Raw genomic sequence first — 21389 nt, forward strand, 5'->3', positions numbered from 1 at the left:
AGTTGACAAGTACTGGATTCACGTTTAGCACTCGATTCAGGCAAACGGGAAAACGATGCAAATAGACCATGAAATAAAGGCTCCTCAGGCCACGACTCGCGACACGGTGAGGTTAAATCCCGATGATAATGTCGTCATTGCGTTGCGGGAATTGCAGGCCGGCGAGCACCCATCCGGCCTGTCAGCGCCGTTGGCGAACCAGGTTCAGCGCGGACACAAAATCGCGGTTGAGCCGATAAAGGTGGGCGACAATGTTATTCGCTATGGGCAGATCATTGGTCAGGCCAAGTCGAACATATCTCCGGGCGAGCATGTGCACGTTCACAATCTGGGCATGGGGGCACATCAACAGGACTATGCTTACGCAAGCGCAAATGCCCCATTGCCAGCAATCGCCGAAAGCCGAACCTTTCAGGGATTTCACCGAGCCGACGGCAAAGTTGGGACACGGAACTATATCGGCATCCTGACAACGGTAAACTGCTCGGGATCCGTGGCGCGGTTTATTGCAGAGGCCGCCGCCCAGTCAGAATTGCTCAGGGATTATCCGAATGTGGACGGAATCGTGCCGATCGTGCACGGAACAGGATGCGGCATGTCCGGCAAGGATGACGGTTACGCAACCTTGTTCCGCACATTGGCCGGATACGCGCAGCATCCTAATTTTGCGGGCATCCTGCTGATCGGGCTTGGCTGCGAGGTCATGCAGGTTGCCGATTTGGTCGGCGGACGCCCGATCCGCAAGGATGGTGCGCTGCGATATATGACGATCCAGAATGAAGGCGGCACGCGTCGCACGATCGAACGCGGACTTGAAGAGTTGCGGGGCATCGCGGCCTTGGCCAATCAGGTGACGCGCAAGCCTGCTCCGATCAGTGAAATCACCGTCGGGATGCAGTGCGGCGGGTCCGATGGGTATTCCGGAATTACCGCGAATCCTGCGCTTGGGTATGCTTCGGACCTTTTGGTTCGGCACGGCGGCACGACAATTCTGTCCGAAACATCTGAGGTCTATGGCGCCGAACACCTGCTGACCAGACGGGCCGAGAGCCCCGAGGTAGGAGAAAAGCTGATCGACCGCATTCGCTGGTGGGAAGCATACACCGAGCGGAATGGCGGTGAGATGGACAACAATCCCAGCCCCGGCAACAAACGCGGCGGGTTGACCACGATCCTGGAAAAGTCGTTGGGAGCAGTCGCCAAGGGCGGCACCGCGCCAATGCGAGACGTCTACAAGTTCGGTGAGATCGTCGACAAAAAAGGCTTTGTCTTCATGGACAGCCCCGGTTTCGACCCGTGTTCTGTCACGGGGCAGGTGGCATCTGGGGCGAACCTGATCGTGTTCACGACCGGGCGCGGTTCGGTTTCGGGCTACCAGCCAACGCCATGCATCAAACTGGCAACCAATTCCGAGATGTATGCGCGCATGGCCGACGACATGGACCTGAATTGCGGGGACATCGTCACGGACGGTGTCAGCATCGAGGCCAAGGGTGAGGAATTGTTTGAAATCCTGATCCGTGTTGCCTCGGGTGAGAAAACAAAAAGTGAGGAACTTGGATTTGGAGGGGTCGAATTCGTTCCCTGGCAAATCGGCGCGGTGATGTAGCCCGCGCTTTGCCCAAGAGGAGACGGGCATATAGGAGGAGAAATGAAAAAACTGGTCCACATGACAGGGATCGACAAGCACTTTCCCGGAGTGCACGCGCTCAAGTCCGTGCAGTTCGATTTGAACAGTGGCGAAGTTCACGCACTGATGGGCGAGAACGGGGCCGGGAAAAGCACGCTGATGAAAATCCTGTCAGGGATTTACCAGCGTGATGGCGGTGATCTGACGATCGAGGGCAAATCGGTCAGCCCAACCACACCCCGCGAAGCGCAGGATCTGGGCATAGGCATCATTCATCAGGAACTGAGCCTCATGAACGATCTGACCGTCGCGCAGAACATCTTTATCGGCCGCGAGCCACGCAAAAGCTTTGGCCGACTGGACGAAGCCGCGCTGAACGAGAAGACGGCCGAAATATTCGCCTCAATGAACTTGAACCTCGACCCCAAGGCCTTGGTTGGCAGCTTGACCATTGCAAAGCAACAAATGGTCGAGATCGCAAAAGCTCTGTCTTTTCGCTCCAAGGTGCTGATCATGGACGAACCCACGGCCGCCCTGAATGACGCCGAGATTGCCGAGCTGTTCGTGATCATTCGCAGACTGAAGGACGAGGGTGTGGGCATCGTCTACATCAGCCACAAGATGGATGAATTAAAGCAGATCGCCGACCGCGTGACCGTGATGCGCGATGGTGAATATGTCGGCACCGTGGGTGCCTCAGAAACACCTATCAGTCAGATTATCGCGATGATGGTTGGACGGGAGGTAAACGAAAAGCCCCTGGACGTACCCGATCTGGGTGGCGCCGAGGTTTCGTTGCAAATCAGGGGCTTGAACCGAGGCAAAGACATCCGGGATGTCAGTTTTTCGGTTCAAAAGGGCGAGATACTAGGCTTTGCCGGATTGATGGGGGCAGGGCGGACCGAAGTCGCAAGGGCCATCTTCGGCGCGGACCCGAAAGACAGCGGCGAAATTCGCGTACACGGCAAAGAGGTTTTCATCAGATCGCCCAAAGATGCTGTGCGCGCAGGCATCGGATATCTGTCCGAAGACCGAAAACACTTTGGCCTCGCCACCGGCATGAACGTCCGAGACAATATCGCGCTGGCCTCGATGGACCTGTTCACAGGCACCGGAGGCGTGCTGAACGACAGTGAAATTAGCACAACGGCCAAGGGCTACATAGCCCAGTTGGGCATTCGCACTCCGTCTGACGTGCAAGAGGTGCGGCTGTTGTCAGGTGGCAATCAGCAAAAGGTCGTCATCGCCAAATGGCTACTGCGCGATTGCGACATCCTGATCTTTGACGAGCCGACCCGCGGCATCGACGTGGGCGCGAAATCCGAGATTTACAAACTGCTCGAAGACCTGGCGGAACAAGGCAAGACGATCATCGTGATCTCGTCAGAACTGCCCGAGATCATGCGCCTCAGCCACCGGATCGCGGTCATGTGTGAAGGCCGCCTGACCGGGATACTGCCCGGCGGAAAAGACACCACTCAGGAAGACATCATGCATCTGGCCACCCAACGAGAAGCGGCCATGCAGGTTACAGGGACAATACAATGACCACAGCAACCGATATCGACAAGAAAAAGCCCTTGGCGGGTTTGTCCGAAAGCGGCGCGTACCAAAAGATGCTAGCGTTTGCCAGCCTGATCGCCCTGCTGATCGGGTTCTCGATAGCCTCACCGAACTTCATGCAAACGTCGAACATGATCGCCATTCTGCAAGCGACTTCGGTCAACGGCGTACTGGCCGTTGCAGCAACTCTGGTCATCATCACCGGTGGGATCGACCTGTCTGTTGGCACGCTCATGACGTTCTGCGCCGTGATCGCGGGCGTGGTTCTTACCTATCTTGGCATGCCATTGCTGATTGGCGTCGCAGCCGCAATTGCAGCAGGTGCATTTTGCGGTCTGTGTTCCGGCACTTTCGTCGCCAAGATGAAGATCCCACCCTTTATCGCGACGCTGGGCATGATGTTGATTTTGAAGGGCTTGTCGCTAGTCATTTCGGGCACGAGACCGATCTATTTCAACGACACGCCCGGATTCGACCAAATCTCGCGCGGGTCTCTGATAGGAGAGGTCATTCCCGCGCTGCCCATCCCGAACGGTGTTCTGATCCTGTTTCTGGTAGCCCTTGCAGCATCTTACATCCTGAGCCGCACGGTTTTAGGACGATATACGTTCGCGCTGGGATCAAACGAAGAAGCGGTACGTCTGTCAGGCGTGAACACTGACGCTTGGAAAATGCGCATCTATGCGCTGGCCGGAGGCATCTGCGGGATTGGCGGCATCCTGATTGCCTCGCGCCTGAACTCGGCTCAGCCCGCCTTGGGTCTCGGGTACGAGTTGGAAGCTATCGCGGCGGTGGTCATCGGTGGCACGTCCTTGTCCGGTGGACGCGGTACGATTCTGGGCACCCTGATCGGCGCACTGATCATGGCAGTTCTGACCAACGGGTTGCGCGTACTTTCCGTTGCGCAGGAATGGCAGACTGTCGTGACCGGCGCAATCATCATTCTGGCTGTCTACGCTGACATGGCTCGGCGCAAGAACAGCGGCTGAATTACCGAACCAAACCAACGACAAAAACACCAACTGGAGGAGAAAACATGTTTTCACGTCGTTTCATTCTGGGTGCGCTGAGCGCAGCCACCTTTGCAGCCCCGGCCTCAATGGTCTCGGCTGAAGATATCTACATCCCGCTGGTATCCAAAGGGTTCCAGCACCAGTTCTGGCAGGCCGTGAAGTCCGGGGCCGAGCAAGCGGCAGAGGAATTCAACGTCACAATTACCTTTGAGGGTCCTGACAACGAAACCATGGTCGACCGTCAGATCGACATGCTGGCAGCAGCATTGGCCAATAATCCCAAGGCGATCGGTTTCGCTGCACTGGACAGTCAGGCAGCCATTCCGTTGCTCAAGCAGGCTGACGAAAAGGGCATCCCAATCATCGCCTTCGACAGTGGTGTCGATAGTGACATTCCCGTGTCGACTGCGACCACGGACAATTTGGCGGCCGCAGGTCTGGCCGCGGACAAGATGGCCGAGATACTTGGTGGCAAAGGCAAGGTTGCCGTGGTCGCGCATGACCAAACCAGCCGTACTGGTATTGATCGCCGCGACGGATTCGTGAATCGCATCGCCGAGAAATACCCTGATATCGAGGTTGTAACAGTCCAGTACGGGCAGGGCGATCATCTGAAGTCGACCGAAGTCACCAAGGCAATCCTGACAGCCAACCCGGACCTGAATGGTATTTTCGGAACCAATGAAGGGTCGGCCATCGGTGTGGTGAACGGTGTGCAGGAACTGGGAACCGAAGGTCTGGTCATCATCGGCTATGACAGCGGCAAGGCGCAGAAAGACGCCGTCAAAAGCGGCCTGATGGCCGGCGCCATCACGCAGAACCCGGTCGGCATTGGGTATGAGACGGTCAAAGCCGCAGTCGCCGCCATGAACGGCGAGGAAGTTCCAGCACTGATTGACACTGGGTTCTACTACTACGATGCGTCCAACATGGATGATCCAAAAATTTCAGCCGTCTTGTACGACTGATAATTCTACCGCTTACGTCTTTCCGGCTCACCAGATTGGTGGGCCGGTTTGCTTTCACGCTGATGAAATTTTAAGTTTCACTGTGAGATATCGTCCTCTTGCGTGAATTTGGCGGTCATTTTGTTTCTAACTTCATAATTTTGGAACTTTTATGCTAATGTCAGCACAAGGTTTTTAAGAATTTGTTCAAAGGTAATTTTACTGGTGCCCGAAAAAACGCATAACTCATTCAGATTGCGCCCGATGGAAAAAGCGGATTTGGCTACTATAGCACCGTGGTTTCAGGACGTTGAAGATCTTGCCCTTTTTGACCGAACCTCACGCATCCCGCTGAGTCAATTTCAGACAGAAGAAAGCTGGAAAGACGCCTTTGCCCCGAATGGTGTTGGATGCAAGTGCTGGTTTGTCGTTGAATCCAGCGCCGGAAAAGCGCTGGGGATGACAGGGCTCGAAGCGATTTCAACGATTAATCGCGATGCGATTGTCGCGATGTTCATGCACAAGGAAGCCCGCCGCCTTGGCGTCGGAATCCGGGCGACCGCACTCGTGGTGGATTTCGCGTTTCGGCAGTTGGGTTTGAACCGCCTCACCTCGTATTACCGCGCGGACAACCAGAGCAGTAAGGATCTGGTGGCCAAGATCGGTTGCCAGGTCGAAGGTTCCATGCGGCAGGCGTGGTTCGCGGATGGGCAATTCCACGACATGGTTGTTGTGGGCATTCTAAAGCAGGATTGGATGTCACATCGCGAAGGATTGGCGCGAGAATTGAGCGACGATACGATCGTCACGTTTGGATCAAATTCACCCGGGGCTTGGTCATGGCCACCGCAGGATACGAACATGTAACCCTCATCCAAGATCCAGGGCAGTCGAAATAGTAATAATTTAGTATATGTTGAACACCGTGCGTGATCAGAGGTCTCGAAAAGAGAAATTCCAGTGAACACCAACAACTTGAACGTTCAAATGACTCAAAAGCTCGGCGCCGTCTTGTTCGCCGATGTTGTCGGGTATTCCCGGTTGATGAGCGAGAACGAGCTGGATACTTATAACGCTTTGAAATCATTGATTTCTCAGCTTGAAGCCTCGTGCGCCAAATACAGTGGGCGAGTGGTCGAAGTGCGGGGCGACGGCATACTGGCGCTGTTTGAAACAGCCACCAGCGCCGTGGAATTCGGGGTGGAATTGCACCAGATCGCAAGCCAGCACAATCACACGCGTTCCGAGAATCAGCGAATCAAATTTCGCGCAGGCATTCATCTTGGTGAAATCCTAATCGACGAACGTGGGATACATGGCGATAATGTGAACATCGCGGCGCGGCTTCAGGAAATCGCTGAACCTGAACGTGTCTATGTCAGCTCGGCGGTCTATGATCAGGTCTGTAATCGACTGCGATACGGGTACGAGTTTCTCGGCCCGAAGCACCTGAAAAACATCTTGAACCCTGTTTCTGCGTATTGTGTTCGCAGCGAAGTTTCGGGCGCGACCATGGCAGGCACGATGCGCCCGGACGTTCCGGGGGATTTGCTTGAACGACCAGATACCCCATCGGTCGCCGTCTTACCCTTCAGCAGCAACAGCGGCGATGAATCCGACAGTTGGATCGCCGAAGGGCTGACTGACGACATCATCATGAACCTCTCGAAGTTCCGAAATCTGTTTATCATTGCCCGGAACTCGTCTTTTTTCTTTAAAACGCAGTCCATGCCTCCAAAGGAAGCAGCGCAGCGTTTGAATGTCCGCTACATCGCCCGCGGCAGTGTGCGAAGATCGGCCAGCCGTATTCGGATTACAGCCGAGCTTGTGGATGCCAGCACAGAACGCACCATTTGGGGCGAGCGCTTTGATCGCAAGATCGACGACATCTTTGATATTCTCGACGAAGTCACCGAATGTATCGTTGCCGCCACCGCTGTCATGATCGAGTCACACGAAAAGCAGCGCATGGTGCAGGCCGTGCCTTCTGATCTTGCGGCCTATGGCTCGGTTCTTCAGGGTCAGCACCACATTTTCAAGTACACACGCAACGACAATCGCAAGGCCCATGACTTCTATCAATCCGCCCTTGAACGAGACGGCGGATACGCGCGTGCCGCGGCTGCGCTGTCGCGGACCCTGAACATTGACTGGCGGTATTCGTGGACCAAAGACCCCTCGAAAGCGTTTGAACAGGCGTTGTCCTACGCGCAGCGCGCGATTGAGCTTGATCCGACGGACGCCCGCGGGTTCGGCGAGCTTGGCTATGTGCACCTGTACCGAAAGGAGCATGACGCAGCCATACAGTCTTATCAGCGGGCTTTGGCGCTGAATCCCAATGACGCTGATATGCATTCTGACTTCGCGGATGCGCTGGCCCACTCGGGGGACAACGAGACAGCGATCACTCATCTACGGCAGGCGATGCGCTTGAACCCCTATTTCCCGGACCAATACTTGTGGCACTTGGGCGGCGCCTACTACAATCTTCGGCGCTATGAAGACGTGATCGAGACCGTCAACAAGATGAACAACCCGACCGAGGGCCAGCGCATGCTGGCTGCAAGCCACGCGCAGTTGGGGAATATGGAGATGGCCCGCCTCATCGCGGACAAACACCGTGAAGCGCATCCAAATTTCTCATTGTCGCGTTGGGCCAAAGTTCTGCCGGACAGGTTGGAAGACGACACCCAACATTTTGTCGAAGGTTTGAAAAAAGCCGGGTTCTAAATCACAAAAAAGGGAACGATCCTGCGCGAGCCTATTGGGGTCGACTCAGGGTCTGTGCACGTCACAGCGATCCAGGCCTTAACTTGCTTGTGCGACAGAGGGAGGAGGGGCGTCGTTCGAGCTTTGTGGTGCCCTCACGGACCGGTAAAGCCATCGCATGTCGTTATGTGCTATCCGCGGAAAGGGACCGCGCTGTGACGTTGGATGCTGACGAGCGAGCAGAACTGTTGGCTGAGCATCTGAAGCAATCAATTCTGCCAGCGCTTCACGAGATTACTACACGCTCGCAGGGATTGTCTTTGGGATCTTTTTGCGTGCTGCTGTATGTGACCCTGAAGCAGTTCGAGATTGGCTTCGAAGGTCAACCCTTGCGGGAGATTTCCTCGTCGATTGGCATTTCCAATGTCCCGAGGCACATTTCCTTCCTCTCGGATGGCACCCCAAAAAGAAAGGGCCTTGGACTGATTGACCTGGCCCAGAATCCTGAAGATCGACGTCTGACGCTTCCGAAGCCATCAGAAGCTGGAATTGAGCTGATGGCGGCAATTTCCTCCCGGTTGTTGCACCGGCCCGCTGCGGAGCTTCGAAGGCCAAAACCCGAAGCAATTGAAGCATTGGAGTCACCGGACGATGTCGTGAAGCTGAAGAAAGGTGACTACGACTACTTTGACCCGGACGCGCTTGAGAGATCGCATGATCAAAAGTCAAAATAGTCACAGTCGCACCGTGCACAGCTTGTTGAGCGGTTGTCGAATGGAATAGACAAGCCATTCAAGCATCGACGATATCCTGCAATGAGGGCCGAAACAGGCCCGCGCGGCTGGGCAATATGCTTGAGCGCATCCAGTGTATTGCGCTGTAGCGTAAAAGAGAAATTTTTACGTTGAAACGTAAATTACTATGGTTTACGCTGCGCCGTAAAAGGAGCCACGTCATGGATCTCACGGCACGAACGGCTGAGCAGATCGGCCAGGCACTTCGCCGGACGCGCAAGACGCGCGGCTGGACCCAAAGCGATATCAGCGCACGCACGAATTTGCGTGTCGCGACGATTTCGTCGCTCGAGAATGGCGATGCGGGAACCAAGCTCGCCACGGTGCTCGCCGTCATGGCTGCGCTTGGGCTTGAGTTTCGTTTGGTGGAGCGCGGTGGCTCGCTTGAGATCGAGGATATCTTCTGATGGCCAAACAAGGGCGTAGCGGCCTGATGCAGGTATTCCTGAACGGACGGTTGGTGGGGATTTTGCGTCTTGCTGGATCGGGAGCGATCAGCTTTGCCTACGATCAGGACTGGCTGTCGTGGGCGCACGCCATGCCCATCTCGTTGTCACTGCCTTTGCGTGAAGAAGCGCATCGAGGCGGCCCTGTCATTGCCTATCTGGAAAATCTGCTTCCGGACAATCAGGCAATACGTGAGCGCGTTGCCGCTCGGGTACATGCAGGCGGCACCGACGCGTGGCACATGTTGGAGAAGATCGGGCGTGACTGCGTGGGGGCGTTACAATTCGTTTCGGGCAAGATGCCCGAGGTTGGTGCGCTCGAGGGAGAGCCCGTATCTGCGGCGCAAATTGCTGACATGCTGCGCAACCTTGCGAGCGCCCCCCTTGGCTTGGACGCAGACGACGACTTCCGCATTTCCATAGCAGGGGCGCAGGAGAAAACGGCGCTGCTGCGCTACGATGGCGCGTGGATCCGCCCGTCCGGGCTCACTCCTACAACCCATATCCTCAAAACCCAGCTTGGTGTTCTGCCCGCAGGGATCGATCTATCCGACAGCGTCGAGAACGAGTATTTCTGCATGAGCTTTTGTCGCGCTATGGGAATGGAGGTGGCGGAGATCGAGATTGCCGACTTCGAGGATGTGCGGAGCCTTGTTGTGACACGGTTTGATCGGCGTTGGGCCAAGGATGGTCGATTGATCCGCCTCCCGCAGGAAGACTTTTGCCAAGCGCTCACTGTCCCGCCGAGCCAGAAATACCAAATGGACGGTGGGCCAGGGATCTCAGAAGGCGTTGGGTTGCTAGCGGCTAGTGATGACCCCGAGGCAGATCAGAGCGCGTTCTTCCGCACACAGGTGCTGTTTTGGCTCTTGGGAGCGACAGACGGGCACGCCAAGAATTTCAGCATTGCATTGCGTCCAGGCGGATTCCGCATGACCCCGCTCTATGATGTGCTGAGCGCCCAGAAAGCCGTAGATGACGGTCAAATTCGCCAAAATCGGATGCGTCTTGCGATGGCGATCGACGGACACTACCGGATCAACGAAGTGGTGCCGCGTCATTTCCTGCAGGCTGCGAAAGCGGCAGGTTTTGGTGTGGTGTTGGCGGATGAGGTCTTGGCGGGCATCGCCTCTGAGATTGAGCCCGCCTTGGAGAGGACGCTAGCAGACTTGCCGGATAGGTTCCCAATGCCATTGGCGGAAGCCATTGCTGCTGGCGTGCGACGTCGGGCGGCTGCCTTTCATGCGGTATGATCAGCAGATCATGTTTTCTCTTTTAACATAATTCTCATTATGCGCTTCAACGTGAGTCCACACTCACACTCACACACACGAAACCAGACCGGGCCGCCTAACCTGCAGGTCGTTAGGCGGCCCGGTCCGGTTTCACTTGGAGGGTCTTACAACCCGATCGCTTTGTAGTACTCGGCGATGCGGGCGATTGTTACCACGTAGGCCGAAGTCCGTAGGTTCGCGTCCTTCAGCGAACGTTTGCGGGCCATGATGTCGTCAAAGGCGCGGGACATGATTTCTTCCAGGCCGGATCGAACCACGTCAATCTCACGGACATCGCGCGTGATCTGAACGCGTTGGGTGTCTTGCAGGGGACGGCCCGCAATATCTTCCAGCGTTGCGACCAATGCAGCGCCCGAGCTGATGTTCTGGCGCCGGTCCATCAGGCCAAAGGGCAAGTGGGTAATGTTCTTAACCCATTCAAAATAGCTGACAACAACGCCGCCTGCGTTCACATACAGGTCGGGCAACACCACGACGCCACGCCTGTCCAAACACGCTTCGGCATCGGCGGTAATAGGTCCGTTGGCGGCCTCGACGATCAAACTGTAGTTCATTTCTTCACAGTTATTGGCGTTGATCGCGCCTTCCTTTGCCGCCGGATCAGCATCAGACCGCATCCCTAGGCTTTGGCCCAACCAGTCGCTGGCGGCCCGCCGCGCCAGCCGCATCCGGTGACCCTGTTGGGGTAGATGACTGATCTGTTGCGCTTTTTCCTGTTCAGGCGTCGCGCGATAAAGAGGCTGTGTCCTAGAAACTCAAGGAATTGCTAAACGCCCTAGTCTGCGCTCAGCCTGAATCAGCCCCCTTTTGCGTGTCGTGGCTTTGAGTTCTTCAATCTCCACCGCGCACTTTCGCGCCGCTGACTTTGGCACCGCTTACCTTGGCGCCACTAACTTTGGCACCGCTGACCTTGGCACCGCTGACTTTCGCGCCGGAAACCTTAGCTCCGCTGATCGCCGGGCTATCGAAGCCAAAGTAGATATCCAGCAGAACCTGTTCAAACTGACCGGACATCACATCCATACGAACGGTGTAGTCGGCCTTGTCGTAGGGCCAATACATAATGTCATCCGCCACTTGATAGTCGGCAGAGGCCACCCCTGATTCTGATGGGCTTTTTGGCGAACGCGCCATGGCTCCGCTGTCGGCTGCAGCCGTTTCACCAGGACCGTGCACCAGGAAGATCACCGGTTCTGGCAACTCGTAGTAGGTTCCTTCATAGGCAAAGCCGTAAATTCGAGCCAGCTTTGCGTCAGGTGAGTACTGGGACCGCAAAAGTTGGTTGCGCCCTTTGGCGCGGCCGCCCTTTTTCTTCTTTTTCTGGGCCTTGTCATCAATTTCGTCGAACGTCTGATCCGTTCGGTCGGCGTCAGTCTGCCGCCATTCTGTGTCGGTGAACGTGTTTCCGAAATCCACTGCCACCTGACCATTTTCAGGCACGTAAACGGCATAGCTCAAGTTCTTAGCGGCGTCCGCAACATAGATTCCGTTTTGGTTCTTTGGATTCTCCTTAACCAGAATTAGGTCACCTTCTTCGACCTCAACTCCATCGACAGTTTGCTGTGGGTCTGAAATGTCTATGTTGGCTGTCGTCGCAAGCCGAACGTTGACGAAACCTGTATCGACACTGAGGTCGCCCATTACTCTACCAAATAAAAGCACTTCAGAAAAACTCAGCAATGACTCGGTCATATCATTCTCTCCCAATTTCGGGATAAACGGAGTCCCAGACCTCGTCTCCCAAATTTAAGCGACCCGATCACGACCGAGCCAAAATATTCCACAAAAATCATCCCACGACTGCATGCCATAAAACCGCTTCAAAATAAAGGATTTTTGCCCATCAACCTGGAACCTGTGTTCGGACAGAATTGGCGTGGCTGTCTTCGTCCTGATCAGGCAGCCGAGGCCCGGCGCTTGTCACGCCGATATCGCGCATGCGGAAGTTGCCTTGGATGATCCTTTGAAACGCCCCGCCAGTTATTTCCTGATCCACGGCCAGCAAAGCCTTTTCAACTCCGAAATAGCTTAGCATATCGGCATCCAAACGTTCCCACGAGTCTGCAAGATAGGTGCCCAGATAATCGCGCGCCTCAAGCAGCGCGATGCGGAAGCCTTCGGGGTTTTCGGCATAGCGCGTGTCAAAAATCCCCTGCATCACGGCGCTATAGTCAGGAGAGTCCTCCAGTTGGTCCGACAAGTCTTCTTCTTCCGGCGAAATCAGACCATGCACCAACAAGCGTTCGTGGTAGATGTCCACGAAGATGTCGAACATGGCGCCTGTCAACGGCTCGGACAGGGCGTGTTCACTGGACCAGCCGGCGGCGAACTCGGACAAGGTGCGGTCATTGGCCGCCGTTCGAATCTGCGCGTTCTCCGACAGTTCCGCGAAACGGTTCAGCCGATTGAACGTATAGAGATTACCCCGCGTATTCTCTAGCAAGGCTTCAACGACGGACCCGAAATGCAGCGACGCAAGCAGCGCGACCAAATCGGCTGCGGATTCGTGAAAACCGTAATACTCTCCGGTCGCGTCCCCGTCGGTGGGCATGCCGATTACGCTGTATATGATGGCATGACCGATTTCGTGGGCGACCACGTCAAAGTTCAAGCTGTATGGCCGGTATTCATCGCCGTGATCATGCGTGCCCCCGGTTTCCAAGAACCCCCAGCCGATATGCGCGTTGTCGAGGCTGGGCAACAAAGACAGCTCCAACCGATCAAAATCCCGCGCAAAGTGCCACGGGATCTGACGGTCGAAATACCCCTGCCAGACGTCCATAGTGAAATAGGCCGATCCGAATAGATGAGCCGCCTCAAACGCCGGGTCAGTGGGATCGATATGGATGAAGTTTCCAACCTCATCCGGCATGGCGGGCGGCTGAACGTACCCGTTCCACGGCGGCAGGTACATGCCTGGTCCGTCTGGTCCGGGTACGATTGCACCGTATGGGGTCGTTTTGCCAACCGGGTTGACCGTATACATCCGCGGCCCCGAGGGACCCGGACCGATGCTGCCCTGTGGGGCGGAAATTTCAACCAATTCCAATTGCGGGTCCGATTCCAGGAAAGGCGACTGGGGAAACAACAGAAACCGAGTTCCAGGCTCCTCGGCTTCACTGGTCTCAGGTAAATCCATCAAGCGCCCTCCTGCGTCAGGTCGGTGGATTTTCATCCGTCCGGTGCTGTCGAGCCGACATCACTATGGCAATAAACAAACTCTGCTTCGATCAAATCATAAAGTGCATCTCGCCCAGCCAGACCCAGCGAAGATGCAAAGGATTCAAGATCATCCGGCATATCCCGGTCAAGCCTTGTTTCAAAAAACCAAAGGAGCATCTGCAAGCGATCCGCTCCGGCCTCGCGCTGAGCGCGTTCAGGAAGGCTGGCTTTCTTTGCAGCACGATCGCGTAGTTCGGCATAGCGCCCCATGCGACGCAGCTCTGCAAGCAGGGGGGCATCCAGCTTTTCGATCCTGGCTTCGGTGGCGGCATCCATATGCGCGGCACTCGTCAAAATCGCCTCATAGCGTTCGACGCTCAGGTCATTGGCCTCCAGCCACTTCAACATGTCGGCTTTGCGGGTGAGCCCGGCACTGTTTCGATGATCCGACATGAGTTTCACAAGCGTTTCACGGTCCGGCTTACGCTCAATACGATCAGCTTCTTCTTGCGCAAGCAGGCTCAGCACCGCTTTGGTGCGCAGGGTCGTGTAAAGCTCGGGGTTCAACCGTAATTCGTCGATTACCGCCTGACCTTCCCGAGCTTCGGAATCCACACGCTGGCGCAACGTCTTCCAGACCAAGGTCCGCTCGGTTCGAGCCGCAGACGGCTGGCGTGCAGGGGGATCGCTCAGATAGTCAGACATCTGCTGCAGCATGGCGCGTGCGTCGTTTGCTTTTGCATCTACCTGACCGTCCGGCAGCCACGCGTTGAATTCCTCCATGCCAGAACATGTCCCGAGGGCTTTCCCGATATCCGACCAATTTCGGTGCCGATAGTGCATGGACTTGGCCGTGCTCAGAATAGCCGAGGCTGTTTCGCTGGTGACAATTTCAGCAGCGACAGCGCTGGAAACCGTGGTCCGAACAGACACCATTGGAACACTCAATGGCTGAAACCCAAGCTCTGCCGGACTATGAACAACGGCAACCTCATCATCGTCCTGCAGAACGCCCGAAAGGTAGTCCTGGAAAATCTGCCCAACCCCGATCATTCCGAAATCGGCAAGCTCCGCCGCCCTGAGCGCACCCATGCTGGCGCTGCCGAATACAGGGATGCCATGCTCTAAAGCCCAAAGTATTTCCTTGTGCCAGACCGAGGGCACCCCCTCGAAATATCCATCGATGATCCCGATGGCCCGAGGACGATCCCTGGTGATCCGGTACACGTCGCCTTGCCGGACCGGTGGCAAGACGGTTGCATCCAAGTAGTCCACTACTTCATTGCGGGGCAGAGTAGGGCCAACGAAAACCGCTATGCTCATGCCTGACCTTCCAAGACCGACCGGGCCCGAGGTCCGAGCACATAATCCGGATCGTCATGCGGCGCCTCCAGCCCCGGAACAATCGCCCGGACAACCGCGATGTCAAACTCGGGCCGGGAAAGATCAACTCTTACAACCTGAGACAGTCCTACAGACTCCAGTTTACGCAATATCAGTTCGAGGTCTTCATCAAAGGACCCCGTCTCAGACGTCGGGCAATCAAAAAAGTTCTGTTTTGGGGCAGCCCCATCAATCAAATCACGTACATATCGACAACGCTCCGTCTGCGCCTGATCGGTGAACTCTGACGGATCCAAATCGTCGCGCGCGCCCGAGACATAGGTCAACCTGGTTTGCGCCGCTTCGGTCAGCGCACGAAGCAGTGCGATCGATCGGTCAGGATGACAGCCATCCCCAATTCCGATGTGACCATTCTGGCCGTCAGGTTCACAGACCACACACCGAAAACTGGCTATTCCTATGTCAGATGTCGTATCCCAGACCCCCAATTCCAACCCTGCCTCGGTGATCATCTGAACCGCTTTTTGGCATCGTGCATCGTCAACCGTCTCATGATCCAGACGAAAGCCTGCGGGCTTGTGATGCCACAGCGTTGTCGCGTCGCGCTCAACCAATTCACAAATCGCGTGACAGGTAGCTTCGACAACATTGTTTCCAGAAGCCAACCCATTTGTCGTGCGCGGAAACGCACCCTGACCTGCGCTTGGCCCAGAAGTGTAATCCGTGTCGACCATTTCCAACGGCACCCAACAATCGTGATCACCTTTCAGGTCACGCCCTTGAACCCATGGCATGCTTCGGTTCGGGTCGAACCGGCCCCCGGTCACTCGTGGAAGGGCGTTGATGTCCACGACGTGACTATCGACGATCAGATCCGCATGACGGGCAACGCGCTGAGGCAACTGAACACGTTCGGCGTGCCAAGACTCGATTGCCTCCATAACGCCCGAGGCTTGCGCAGCCTGCAACGACAATCCTTTTCCAAGCGACACCGCAACCGAACGAGAATTTGGGCGCGCAACCATCACCGTGGGCAAGCCGATCCTATCCAATCCCGTCAGGTTGGCGATCCGGGTAATACCCATCTCTTTTAGGTACGGTCTGACGATCCGTAAAGTCTGATCGGGATCACGTGACCGATGCGTATCAAGCAAGTATCGTTTTTGCGAGGCTTGTTGCATGCCAGAAACCCTAACCAAAACAACTTTGCGATTGGCCGCAATGTGGAAATCAATTTCAGATCAGGATGATAGATCAAATTACGCGGGTCAACCAAACCCTGCATCGAGATGGTTTATCGGCGCAACACGATGATAGAACCTCGGTTAACGCCATTGCCTCTACTTGCTGCGAAGCAAGGGGATACACCTCAGTCCATTTAGCAATAGACTGATAGTGTGGGTTTTAGATGCGGCAGCAAAGCTAAAGTGTCACCCAGAGGAAATCTCTGTCAGAGACGCTTCAAGAATAGCTTTCAGCTTGTGGGCGTCAATTGGCTTGTGCAGCAGAGAATATCCCCCTTCCCCGCAGATTTGGGACAGATAGGCACTTCTGTTGGCAGAGATGATGCACGCCGGCAGATGCCCGAATTCGCCAACCAACGCTTGGACGGCATCAGTGCCCTTTTTGTCATTATCCAACTGATAGTCAGCGACGACAATGTCGGGCAAAATGCCAATCTCACGCAAAAGGCTTGTTGCCTGCTGCTCGCTTGCACATTCCAAAACCTGAACGCCCCATGACTCCATGGTCATGGTCAATGCGCCTCGCAGGTTCTCGTCATTTTCGATCAGAAGTGCGATTGTACTGGCAAGTGTCTTGGGGTCCGTCTCTGTTGGTTCAAACACTTCGCCGGATGCGACGGTCAATGATTTGGCGAGCGGCACTTCCACCGAAAATACGGTGCCCTTGCCCAGTTCAGAATTCAACCGGATTGGATGCTTCAGCAACCCGCAAGCACGTTCCACGATGGCAAGACCCAGACCCATCCCCTCGGCTGCGCTTGCGTCGGAATGTAGTCGCTGAAACTCCTGAAAGACGATGTCACGCTGATCCGCCGCGATGCCTATACCTGTGTCCCAGACTTCGATCACAACAGACGTCTTGCGACGCCTTACACCGATCAGAACCTTGCCTTCGTCCGTATAGCGTATTGCGTTCGACAGAAGATTCTGGAGAACCCTCCGCAAATAGCTTGCATCACTCCTGACCAGAGCATCCGTGTGAACAAAGCGCAACTCCAGCCCTTTTGCCTGTGCCACCGGCCGAAAGGAATCTTCGAGTTGCGAGAAGATTTCACCGATAGAAAGCGTGGACAGGTGTACTGTGGCACGCCCGGAATCCAGCTTTGAGATATCCAGCAACGCCTCGAGAATGTGCTCGACGCTGCTCAGCGCACTTTCCGCCTTGGCAGCCACGTTTTGCGCGTCGACCTCGTTTAAGCCACTACCCAGCGTGGCCACATACAGCTTGGCCGCAGACAAGGGTTGCAGCAAGTCGTGGCTTGCCGCCGCAACAAAGCGCGACTTCGAGGCATTCGCCCGCTCTGCCTCGTTCAGCGCATCCGCCAGTTCCTCGGTACGCGAGGCTACCCTTTGTTCCAGCAACGCCTTTGCTTCGTAAAGAGCTTGAGCTGATCTGTGTTCCGCCGTCACGTCGGTGAACGATATCACGAACCCCCTGTCCGGCATTTCCTGCGCAAAGACGGAGAGGATCTTGAAACGGCCGGAATGCATCTGAAATCTAAGCGGAGGTCGCTCTGTGGATCGGTTCACCCAAGCGATCAAGTCGGCTGCGCTTACACCTTCTTCAAAACTGATCGTTGCGCTTAGCCGGTTGAACAGAGTTTCAAACTGCGCACCCATCTGGAATTGAGCGTTGGGAATAGCCAGCAACTCGCTCGCGCGATTGTTCCACCCGATCAGGCGGAGCTTGCAGTCAAAAATGCAGACACCCTGATCAATATGCTCAAGCGTTGCGCGGATCAGGCGGGCCTTGTCATCCAGAATGCGATCCCGCTCTTTCCGTTCGATCCGCATGATGTCGGTAACGTCGGTCTGAAGAATGACGGTGCCACCATCCGGCGTCCGGTGTTCGGATACCTGGGTCCAGCGGTTTCCGTTAAGGCGCACATTAAATACGACGTGATCATCTGCATGACGCGACATTCGGCGATGCGCCCAATCTTGCGGAGATACAGCTTCGGGCAGAGACAGGTATTTCGACTGGCTTACCAGTTCGACATATTGGGTAAACCGCAAGCCCGGCGACAACTGGCCCTGAATATCGGGCATGTGCATACCAAATCGGCTGTTGCACAGCACCAGTTCCTCATCAAGGTTGAACAGCGCAAACCCTTCCTGGACAGTTTCAATCGCGTTGGCGAGGTCAGCGCGCGCGGCTTCCGTTTCCTTATTGGCCTGAGCCAGCCTCGCGTTAGAGTCGTTCAACAGCTCAAGGGCGCGTTCCAGGTCCAAGGTGCGGGCCCGAACCTCTTGTTCCAAAGTCGCGGCGCGCTGAAACTGCGCATAGGCGGCACCGCTGGCGTCAGTGGACTCCTCCACTCGCCGCATCAGCGCCGCAGCTATCTTGAGCAGCTTTTCGTTTTGACGATCCAGCGGGTCGTCTGGGTTGATCAGAGTCTCAATCATGTGACGGCTCATCAGGCGGATAAATGGCGACGCCGGTCAAAGTCTGGTTCACATGGATCGAATTGAACTGTTCTCCGTAGGTGGAAAATCCGACAACCCTGTTGTCCGAAAGAATTTTGGACAGCGCACCCGTCATTTGCTTTTCCTGCGCTTCCAGCCTGCGCAGGATACAGTCGCACCCAAGTATGGCGTCGGGCTGTTCCTGCTGTTTCAAAACGTCGATTTCCTGTTCCAGATGCGCAGCCATGTCCATTGGCTCGGCCATTGTTAGAACAAGCCCTTCGTCTATCGCCGAAAAAAACACCAGATCGCCATTTCCGGCCACCCTCTGGATTGCCCGGACATGATGCTGGCCTCCAATCTGAACAACGACCGGATGGGCGGCAAAGGTAAAGGTATTCAGTTGCTCGGGGTCTTTGCCCAGTATTCTTGCATATTCACGCGCTGCGGGTTCTGCGTTGATCTCACGCACGATGCGTTTTGCGGGATCTGCTTCGGTAACGACCATACGCTGCGTCGTTGGAACAAGGTGATCCGTTTTGAACACCTTGATCGGGCAACGTGTGCGTATCTGGGTCAAAACAGCCGCGTTTTCATGCGCCTGCCCTTCAAACAGGACAAAGGTATTTCCAAACCGTGTTCCATCCCCGGCCGACCCTCCAAACAGAGGCACCGGCCCAAGCCCGATCGCAAGCTCGGATGTCAGGGCATCTTCTTTGGTAGACAGCCCATCTATCAGCAAAAAGGTGAACTCGTGATGCCAATCAAGTTCAGCTTCCGTCATCTCATTTCGATTGCGGATCATTTCATGAATGATGTCTGGCGCCGAAAAAGCGTCGAGGTCCGGCACTAAAACCGTTCGCGCCGCAAAATGAGAGGCGGGCAACCCAATGGCAACGATCTGATCTTCGGTATAGCCCTGCCCCGCCAACTCTCCAGCCGTGGTGCAGCCTACCACTGGGGTCGGGGCAAATACCGCTGCTGCTTCTTCGATAACAGACGTTGCCTCAGCACTGGCAGTGACAAAGAGAATGACAAGCGCCAGTTCGTCATCGCCCAGCAACGAAGAAAGCTGCCCGATCGCGTTGTCCGCGTCGTATTGCACAAATGCCGTTTTAACGATGCTGGACGCACGGGCCTGGGTCTCAGGCCGCCCGACTGCTTGCTCCATCGGGCCTCCTCCCCAACGCGATGAGGCTTGAGGGTATTACGGTTAGCCCTGCTCTTGCAAGACGCTGGCAAAGGACGCTTTTTTCGCAATCAGAACTGCCTGGGTTCTGCTTTGAACGCCCAATTTCCGCATGATAGCAGTGACATGCGCCTTGACCGTTGTTTCTGCGATGGACAGGTCAAAAGCGATCTGCTTGTTCAATTTTCCCTCGCATATCAGTTGCAGGATACGCGATTGCTGGTTGGTCAATGTTGCCAGACGGCCAACGGCATCGCTTTGTTCATCCTCGTCGTCTGGGTCAATCAACACGGCACCTTCAGGCAGGAAGGTTTTGCCGGAATGTACGGTCTCGAACGCGGTGCGGAACACGTCCCTTTGGCTATGTTTCGGGACATAACCAGACGCACCGGCGTGGATGACCTGACTGACAACCCTGTTATCTGTCATGGACGACACGACGATAACAGGCGCATTGACAACCGCCCTGAGACGCACCAGCCCATCCAATCCGTCAACATCCGGCAAGTTGAGATCAAGCAATACCGCGTCCGGCTTCAAGCCACTTTTGACAAGCTCCAGCGCACGCTCAAGCCTGTCAGCCGTATGCACTTCACCGATATGTGCAACGCTCTGCAATGTCATCGAGAGTGCATCGCAAAACAATGGATGATCGTCGATGATCAGCACGTTTTCAAAGTCATTTTGCCCTACGGCGTTTGCAAACATTGGAAATGGCCTTTGCAACAAGTTGCCCCAATCTAACAAAACCTAGCAAGTGAATGGAACCGCGCCTACTGGCGGAAGGTCGTAAAATGCGTGCATCCTGAGAAAGGCGATGCCGACCCAATTGCAACCGAAACTTCGCTGACTACACCCAAGGTCTTATAGGCACCGGATGGAACACCGCGTAGCTTAACGAAAAATACGGGAGGGAGTGACATGGAACTTCATGACAGCCGCGTCATCGCGGCCCCACGTTCCAAGGTCTGGGATGCCTTGTTATCAGCCGAGGTTCTGAAAGAATGCGTCCCCGGCTGCAAAGAGATGTCGGGCACCGCAGAGGACGGCTTTGCCGCCACTGTAGTCCAGAAAGTCGGGCCGGTGAAAGCAACCTTCAAGGGCGAAGTAACCCTGTCTGACATGGTCGATCAGGAAAGTGTAAAGCTGTCCGGAGAAGGCAAAGGGGGGGCCGCAGGGTTCGCCAAAGGCGCTGCGGATGTGACCCTGTCCGACGTCCCGGAAGGCACGTTGTTGACCTACAATGTCGATGCGCGTGTGGGTGGGAAATTGGCACAGCTTGGCGGTCGGGTCATTGATGGTGTGGCCAAGAAAATGGCGGACCAGTTCTTTGAGAATTTCCAGAATGCGGTTGAGGAAGAGCCTCAGACCAAATCTGCCGATGCCGCGCCAGAACCGTCGGCCGCGCCAGTTGCGCCTGAGCCAACGCCAGAGCCCGCTCAGGCCGATACGCAACCAGAAGAGAAAAAAGGATGGTTCAAGCGCCTGTTCGGCGGTTGAGCAGAATATTTCAGGGAGGAAAATCTGATGAAGATTTCGATGACTGTGAACGGCGTTGCTGTGAGCGGTGAGGTTGAGGGTCGGACGTTATTGTCTGGTTTTTTGCGTGATCATTTGGGGATGACGGGGACGCATGTTGGGTGTGAC

18 protein-coding genes and 1 pseudogene are annotated in these 21389 nt (G+C 55.6%); 11 read left to right on the plus strand and 8 right to left on the minus strand.

Features of this window, described 5'->3' with window-relative positions; genetic code table 11:
- Window positions 1–55: 55 nt before the first annotated feature.
- The 9 genes from ACR0LH_RS16130 (at window position 56) to ACR0LH_RS16170 (ending at window position 10355) form a co-directional block, all read left to right on the plus strand.
- Entirely contained in the window at window positions 56–1609 is a 1554-nt protein-coding gene (locus tag ACR0LH_RS16130; RefSeq protein WP_170417059.1) for an altronate dehydratase family protein, read from the plus strand.
- Between the two features lie 42 nt (window positions 1610–1651).
- Window positions 1652–3178, plus strand: a complete 1527-nt coding sequence (locus tag ACR0LH_RS16135; RefSeq protein ID WP_480721666.1) for a sugar ABC transporter ATP-binding protein — start codon at window positions 1652–1654, stop codon at window positions 3176–3178.
- Window positions 3175–4182 carry an ABC transporter permease gene (locus tag ACR0LH_RS16140; protein WP_170389408.1) on the plus strand — a complete coding sequence of 336 codons (1008 nt, stop codon included), beginning with the start codon at window positions 3175–3177 and terminating at the stop codon, window positions 4180–4182. Before ACR0LH_RS16135 ends, ACR0LH_RS16140 begins: the two co-directional genes overlap by 4 nt.
- 47 nt (window positions 4183–4229) lie before the next feature.
- Window positions 4230–5174 (plus strand): ABC transporter substrate-binding protein, encoded by a 945-nt coding sequence (locus ACR0LH_RS16145; RefSeq protein ID WP_170389410.1) that lies wholly within the window; start codon window positions 4230–4232, stop codon window positions 5172–5174.
- 243 nt (window positions 5175–5417) lie between these two features.
- Window positions 5418–6020: a GNAT family N-acetyltransferase gene (locus ACR0LH_RS16150; protein ID WP_170417055.1), complete on the plus strand. Its 603-nt coding sequence runs from the start codon at window positions 5418–5420 to the stop codon at window positions 6018–6020.
- Window positions 6021–6140: 120 nt separating this feature from the next.
- The gene (locus tag ACR0LH_RS16155; protein WP_170417053.1) at window positions 6141–7883 is read left to right on the plus strand and encodes an adenylate/guanylate cyclase domain-containing protein; all 1743 of its coding nucleotides are present in this window, start codon (window positions 6141–6143) and stop codon (window positions 7881–7883) included.
- A gap of 194 nt (window positions 7884–8077) precedes the next feature.
- Window positions 8078–8596: a hypothetical protein gene (locus ACR0LH_RS16160; protein ID WP_480721667.1), complete on the plus strand. Its 519-nt coding sequence runs from the start codon at window positions 8078–8080 to the stop codon at window positions 8594–8596.
- 221 nt (window positions 8597–8817) lie between these two features.
- Complete coding sequence (locus ACR0LH_RS16165) at window positions 8818–9063, plus strand: helix-turn-helix domain-containing protein (RefSeq protein WP_170486189.1); 246 nt, start codon at window positions 8818–8820, stop codon at window positions 9061–9063.
- Entirely contained in the window at window positions 9063–10355 is a 1293-nt protein-coding gene (locus tag ACR0LH_RS16170; protein ID WP_170560300.1) for a type II toxin-antitoxin system HipA family toxin, read from the plus strand. The genes ACR0LH_RS16165 and ACR0LH_RS16170 overlap by 1 nt, the downstream gene beginning before the upstream one ends.
- A gap of 146 nt (window positions 10356–10501) precedes the next feature.
- Here ACR0LH_RS16170 and ACR0LH_RS16175 read toward each other — a convergent pair whose 3' ends face one another.
- The 8 genes from ACR0LH_RS16175 to ACR0LH_RS16210 form a co-directional block, all read right to left on the minus strand.
- A complete protein-coding gene (locus ACR0LH_RS16175) occupies window positions 10502–11065 on the minus strand; it encodes a Rossmann-fold NAD(P)-binding domain-containing protein (protein ID WP_170418846.1) in 564 nt (187 codons plus the stop codon).
- Window positions 11066–11228: 163 nt separating this feature from the next.
- The gene (locus tag ACR0LH_RS16180; RefSeq protein ID WP_170418843.1) at window positions 11229–12089 is read right to left on the minus strand and encodes a pentapeptide repeat-containing protein; all 861 of its coding nucleotides are present in this window, start codon (window positions 12087–12089) and stop codon (window positions 11229–11231) included.
- 151 nt (window positions 12090–12240) lie between these two features.
- Complete coding sequence (locus ACR0LH_RS16185; protein ID WP_480693270.1) at window positions 12241–13536, minus strand: gluzincin family metallopeptidase; 1296 nt, start codon at window positions 13534–13536, stop codon at window positions 12241–12243.
- Window positions 13537–13568: 32 nt separating this feature from the next.
- Complete coding sequence (locus ACR0LH_RS16190; RefSeq protein ID WP_170418837.1) at window positions 13569–14882, minus strand: TfuA-like protein; 1314 nt, start codon at window positions 14880–14882, stop codon at window positions 13569–13571.
- Window positions 14879–16084, minus strand: a complete 1206-nt coding sequence (locus ACR0LH_RS16195) for a YcaO-like family protein (RefSeq protein WP_170418834.1) — start codon at window positions 16082–16084, stop codon at window positions 14879–14881. The genes ACR0LH_RS16190 and ACR0LH_RS16195 overlap by 4 nt, the downstream gene beginning before the upstream one ends.
- Window positions 16085–16333: 249 nt before the next feature.
- The gene (locus ACR0LH_RS16200; protein WP_170486185.1) at window positions 16334–18553 is read right to left on the minus strand and encodes a PAS-domain containing protein; all 2220 of its coding nucleotides are present in this window, start codon (window positions 18551–18553) and stop codon (window positions 16334–16336) included.
- Window positions 18546–19724 (minus strand): FIST N-terminal domain-containing protein, encoded by a 1179-nt coding sequence (locus ACR0LH_RS16205; protein WP_170418827.1) that lies wholly within the window; start codon window positions 19722–19724, stop codon window positions 18546–18548. Before ACR0LH_RS16205 ends, ACR0LH_RS16200 begins: the two co-directional genes overlap by 8 nt.
- Before the next feature lie 42 nt (window positions 19725–19766).
- Window positions 19767–20450, minus strand: coding sequence for a response regulator transcription factor (locus ACR0LH_RS16210; protein WP_170418824.1), 684 nt, complete (start codon window positions 20448–20450; stop codon window positions 19767–19769).
- A gap of 213 nt (window positions 20451–20663) precedes the next feature.
- Here ACR0LH_RS16210 and ACR0LH_RS16215 point away from each other — a divergent pair, with 213 nt between their 5' ends.
- On the plus strand, window positions 20664–21242 hold the full coding sequence (locus tag ACR0LH_RS16215) for an SRPBCC family protein (RefSeq protein WP_170418821.1): 579 nt from the start codon (window positions 20664–20666) through the stop codon (window positions 21240–21242).
- Window positions 21243–21266: 24 nt separating this feature from the next.
- Window positions 21267–21389 (plus strand): annotated as a pseudogene (locus ACR0LH_RS16220) ((2Fe-2S)-binding protein); the annotation flags it as partial.

The sequence above is a fragment of the Ruegeria sp. CL6 genome (assembly GCF_056536465.1).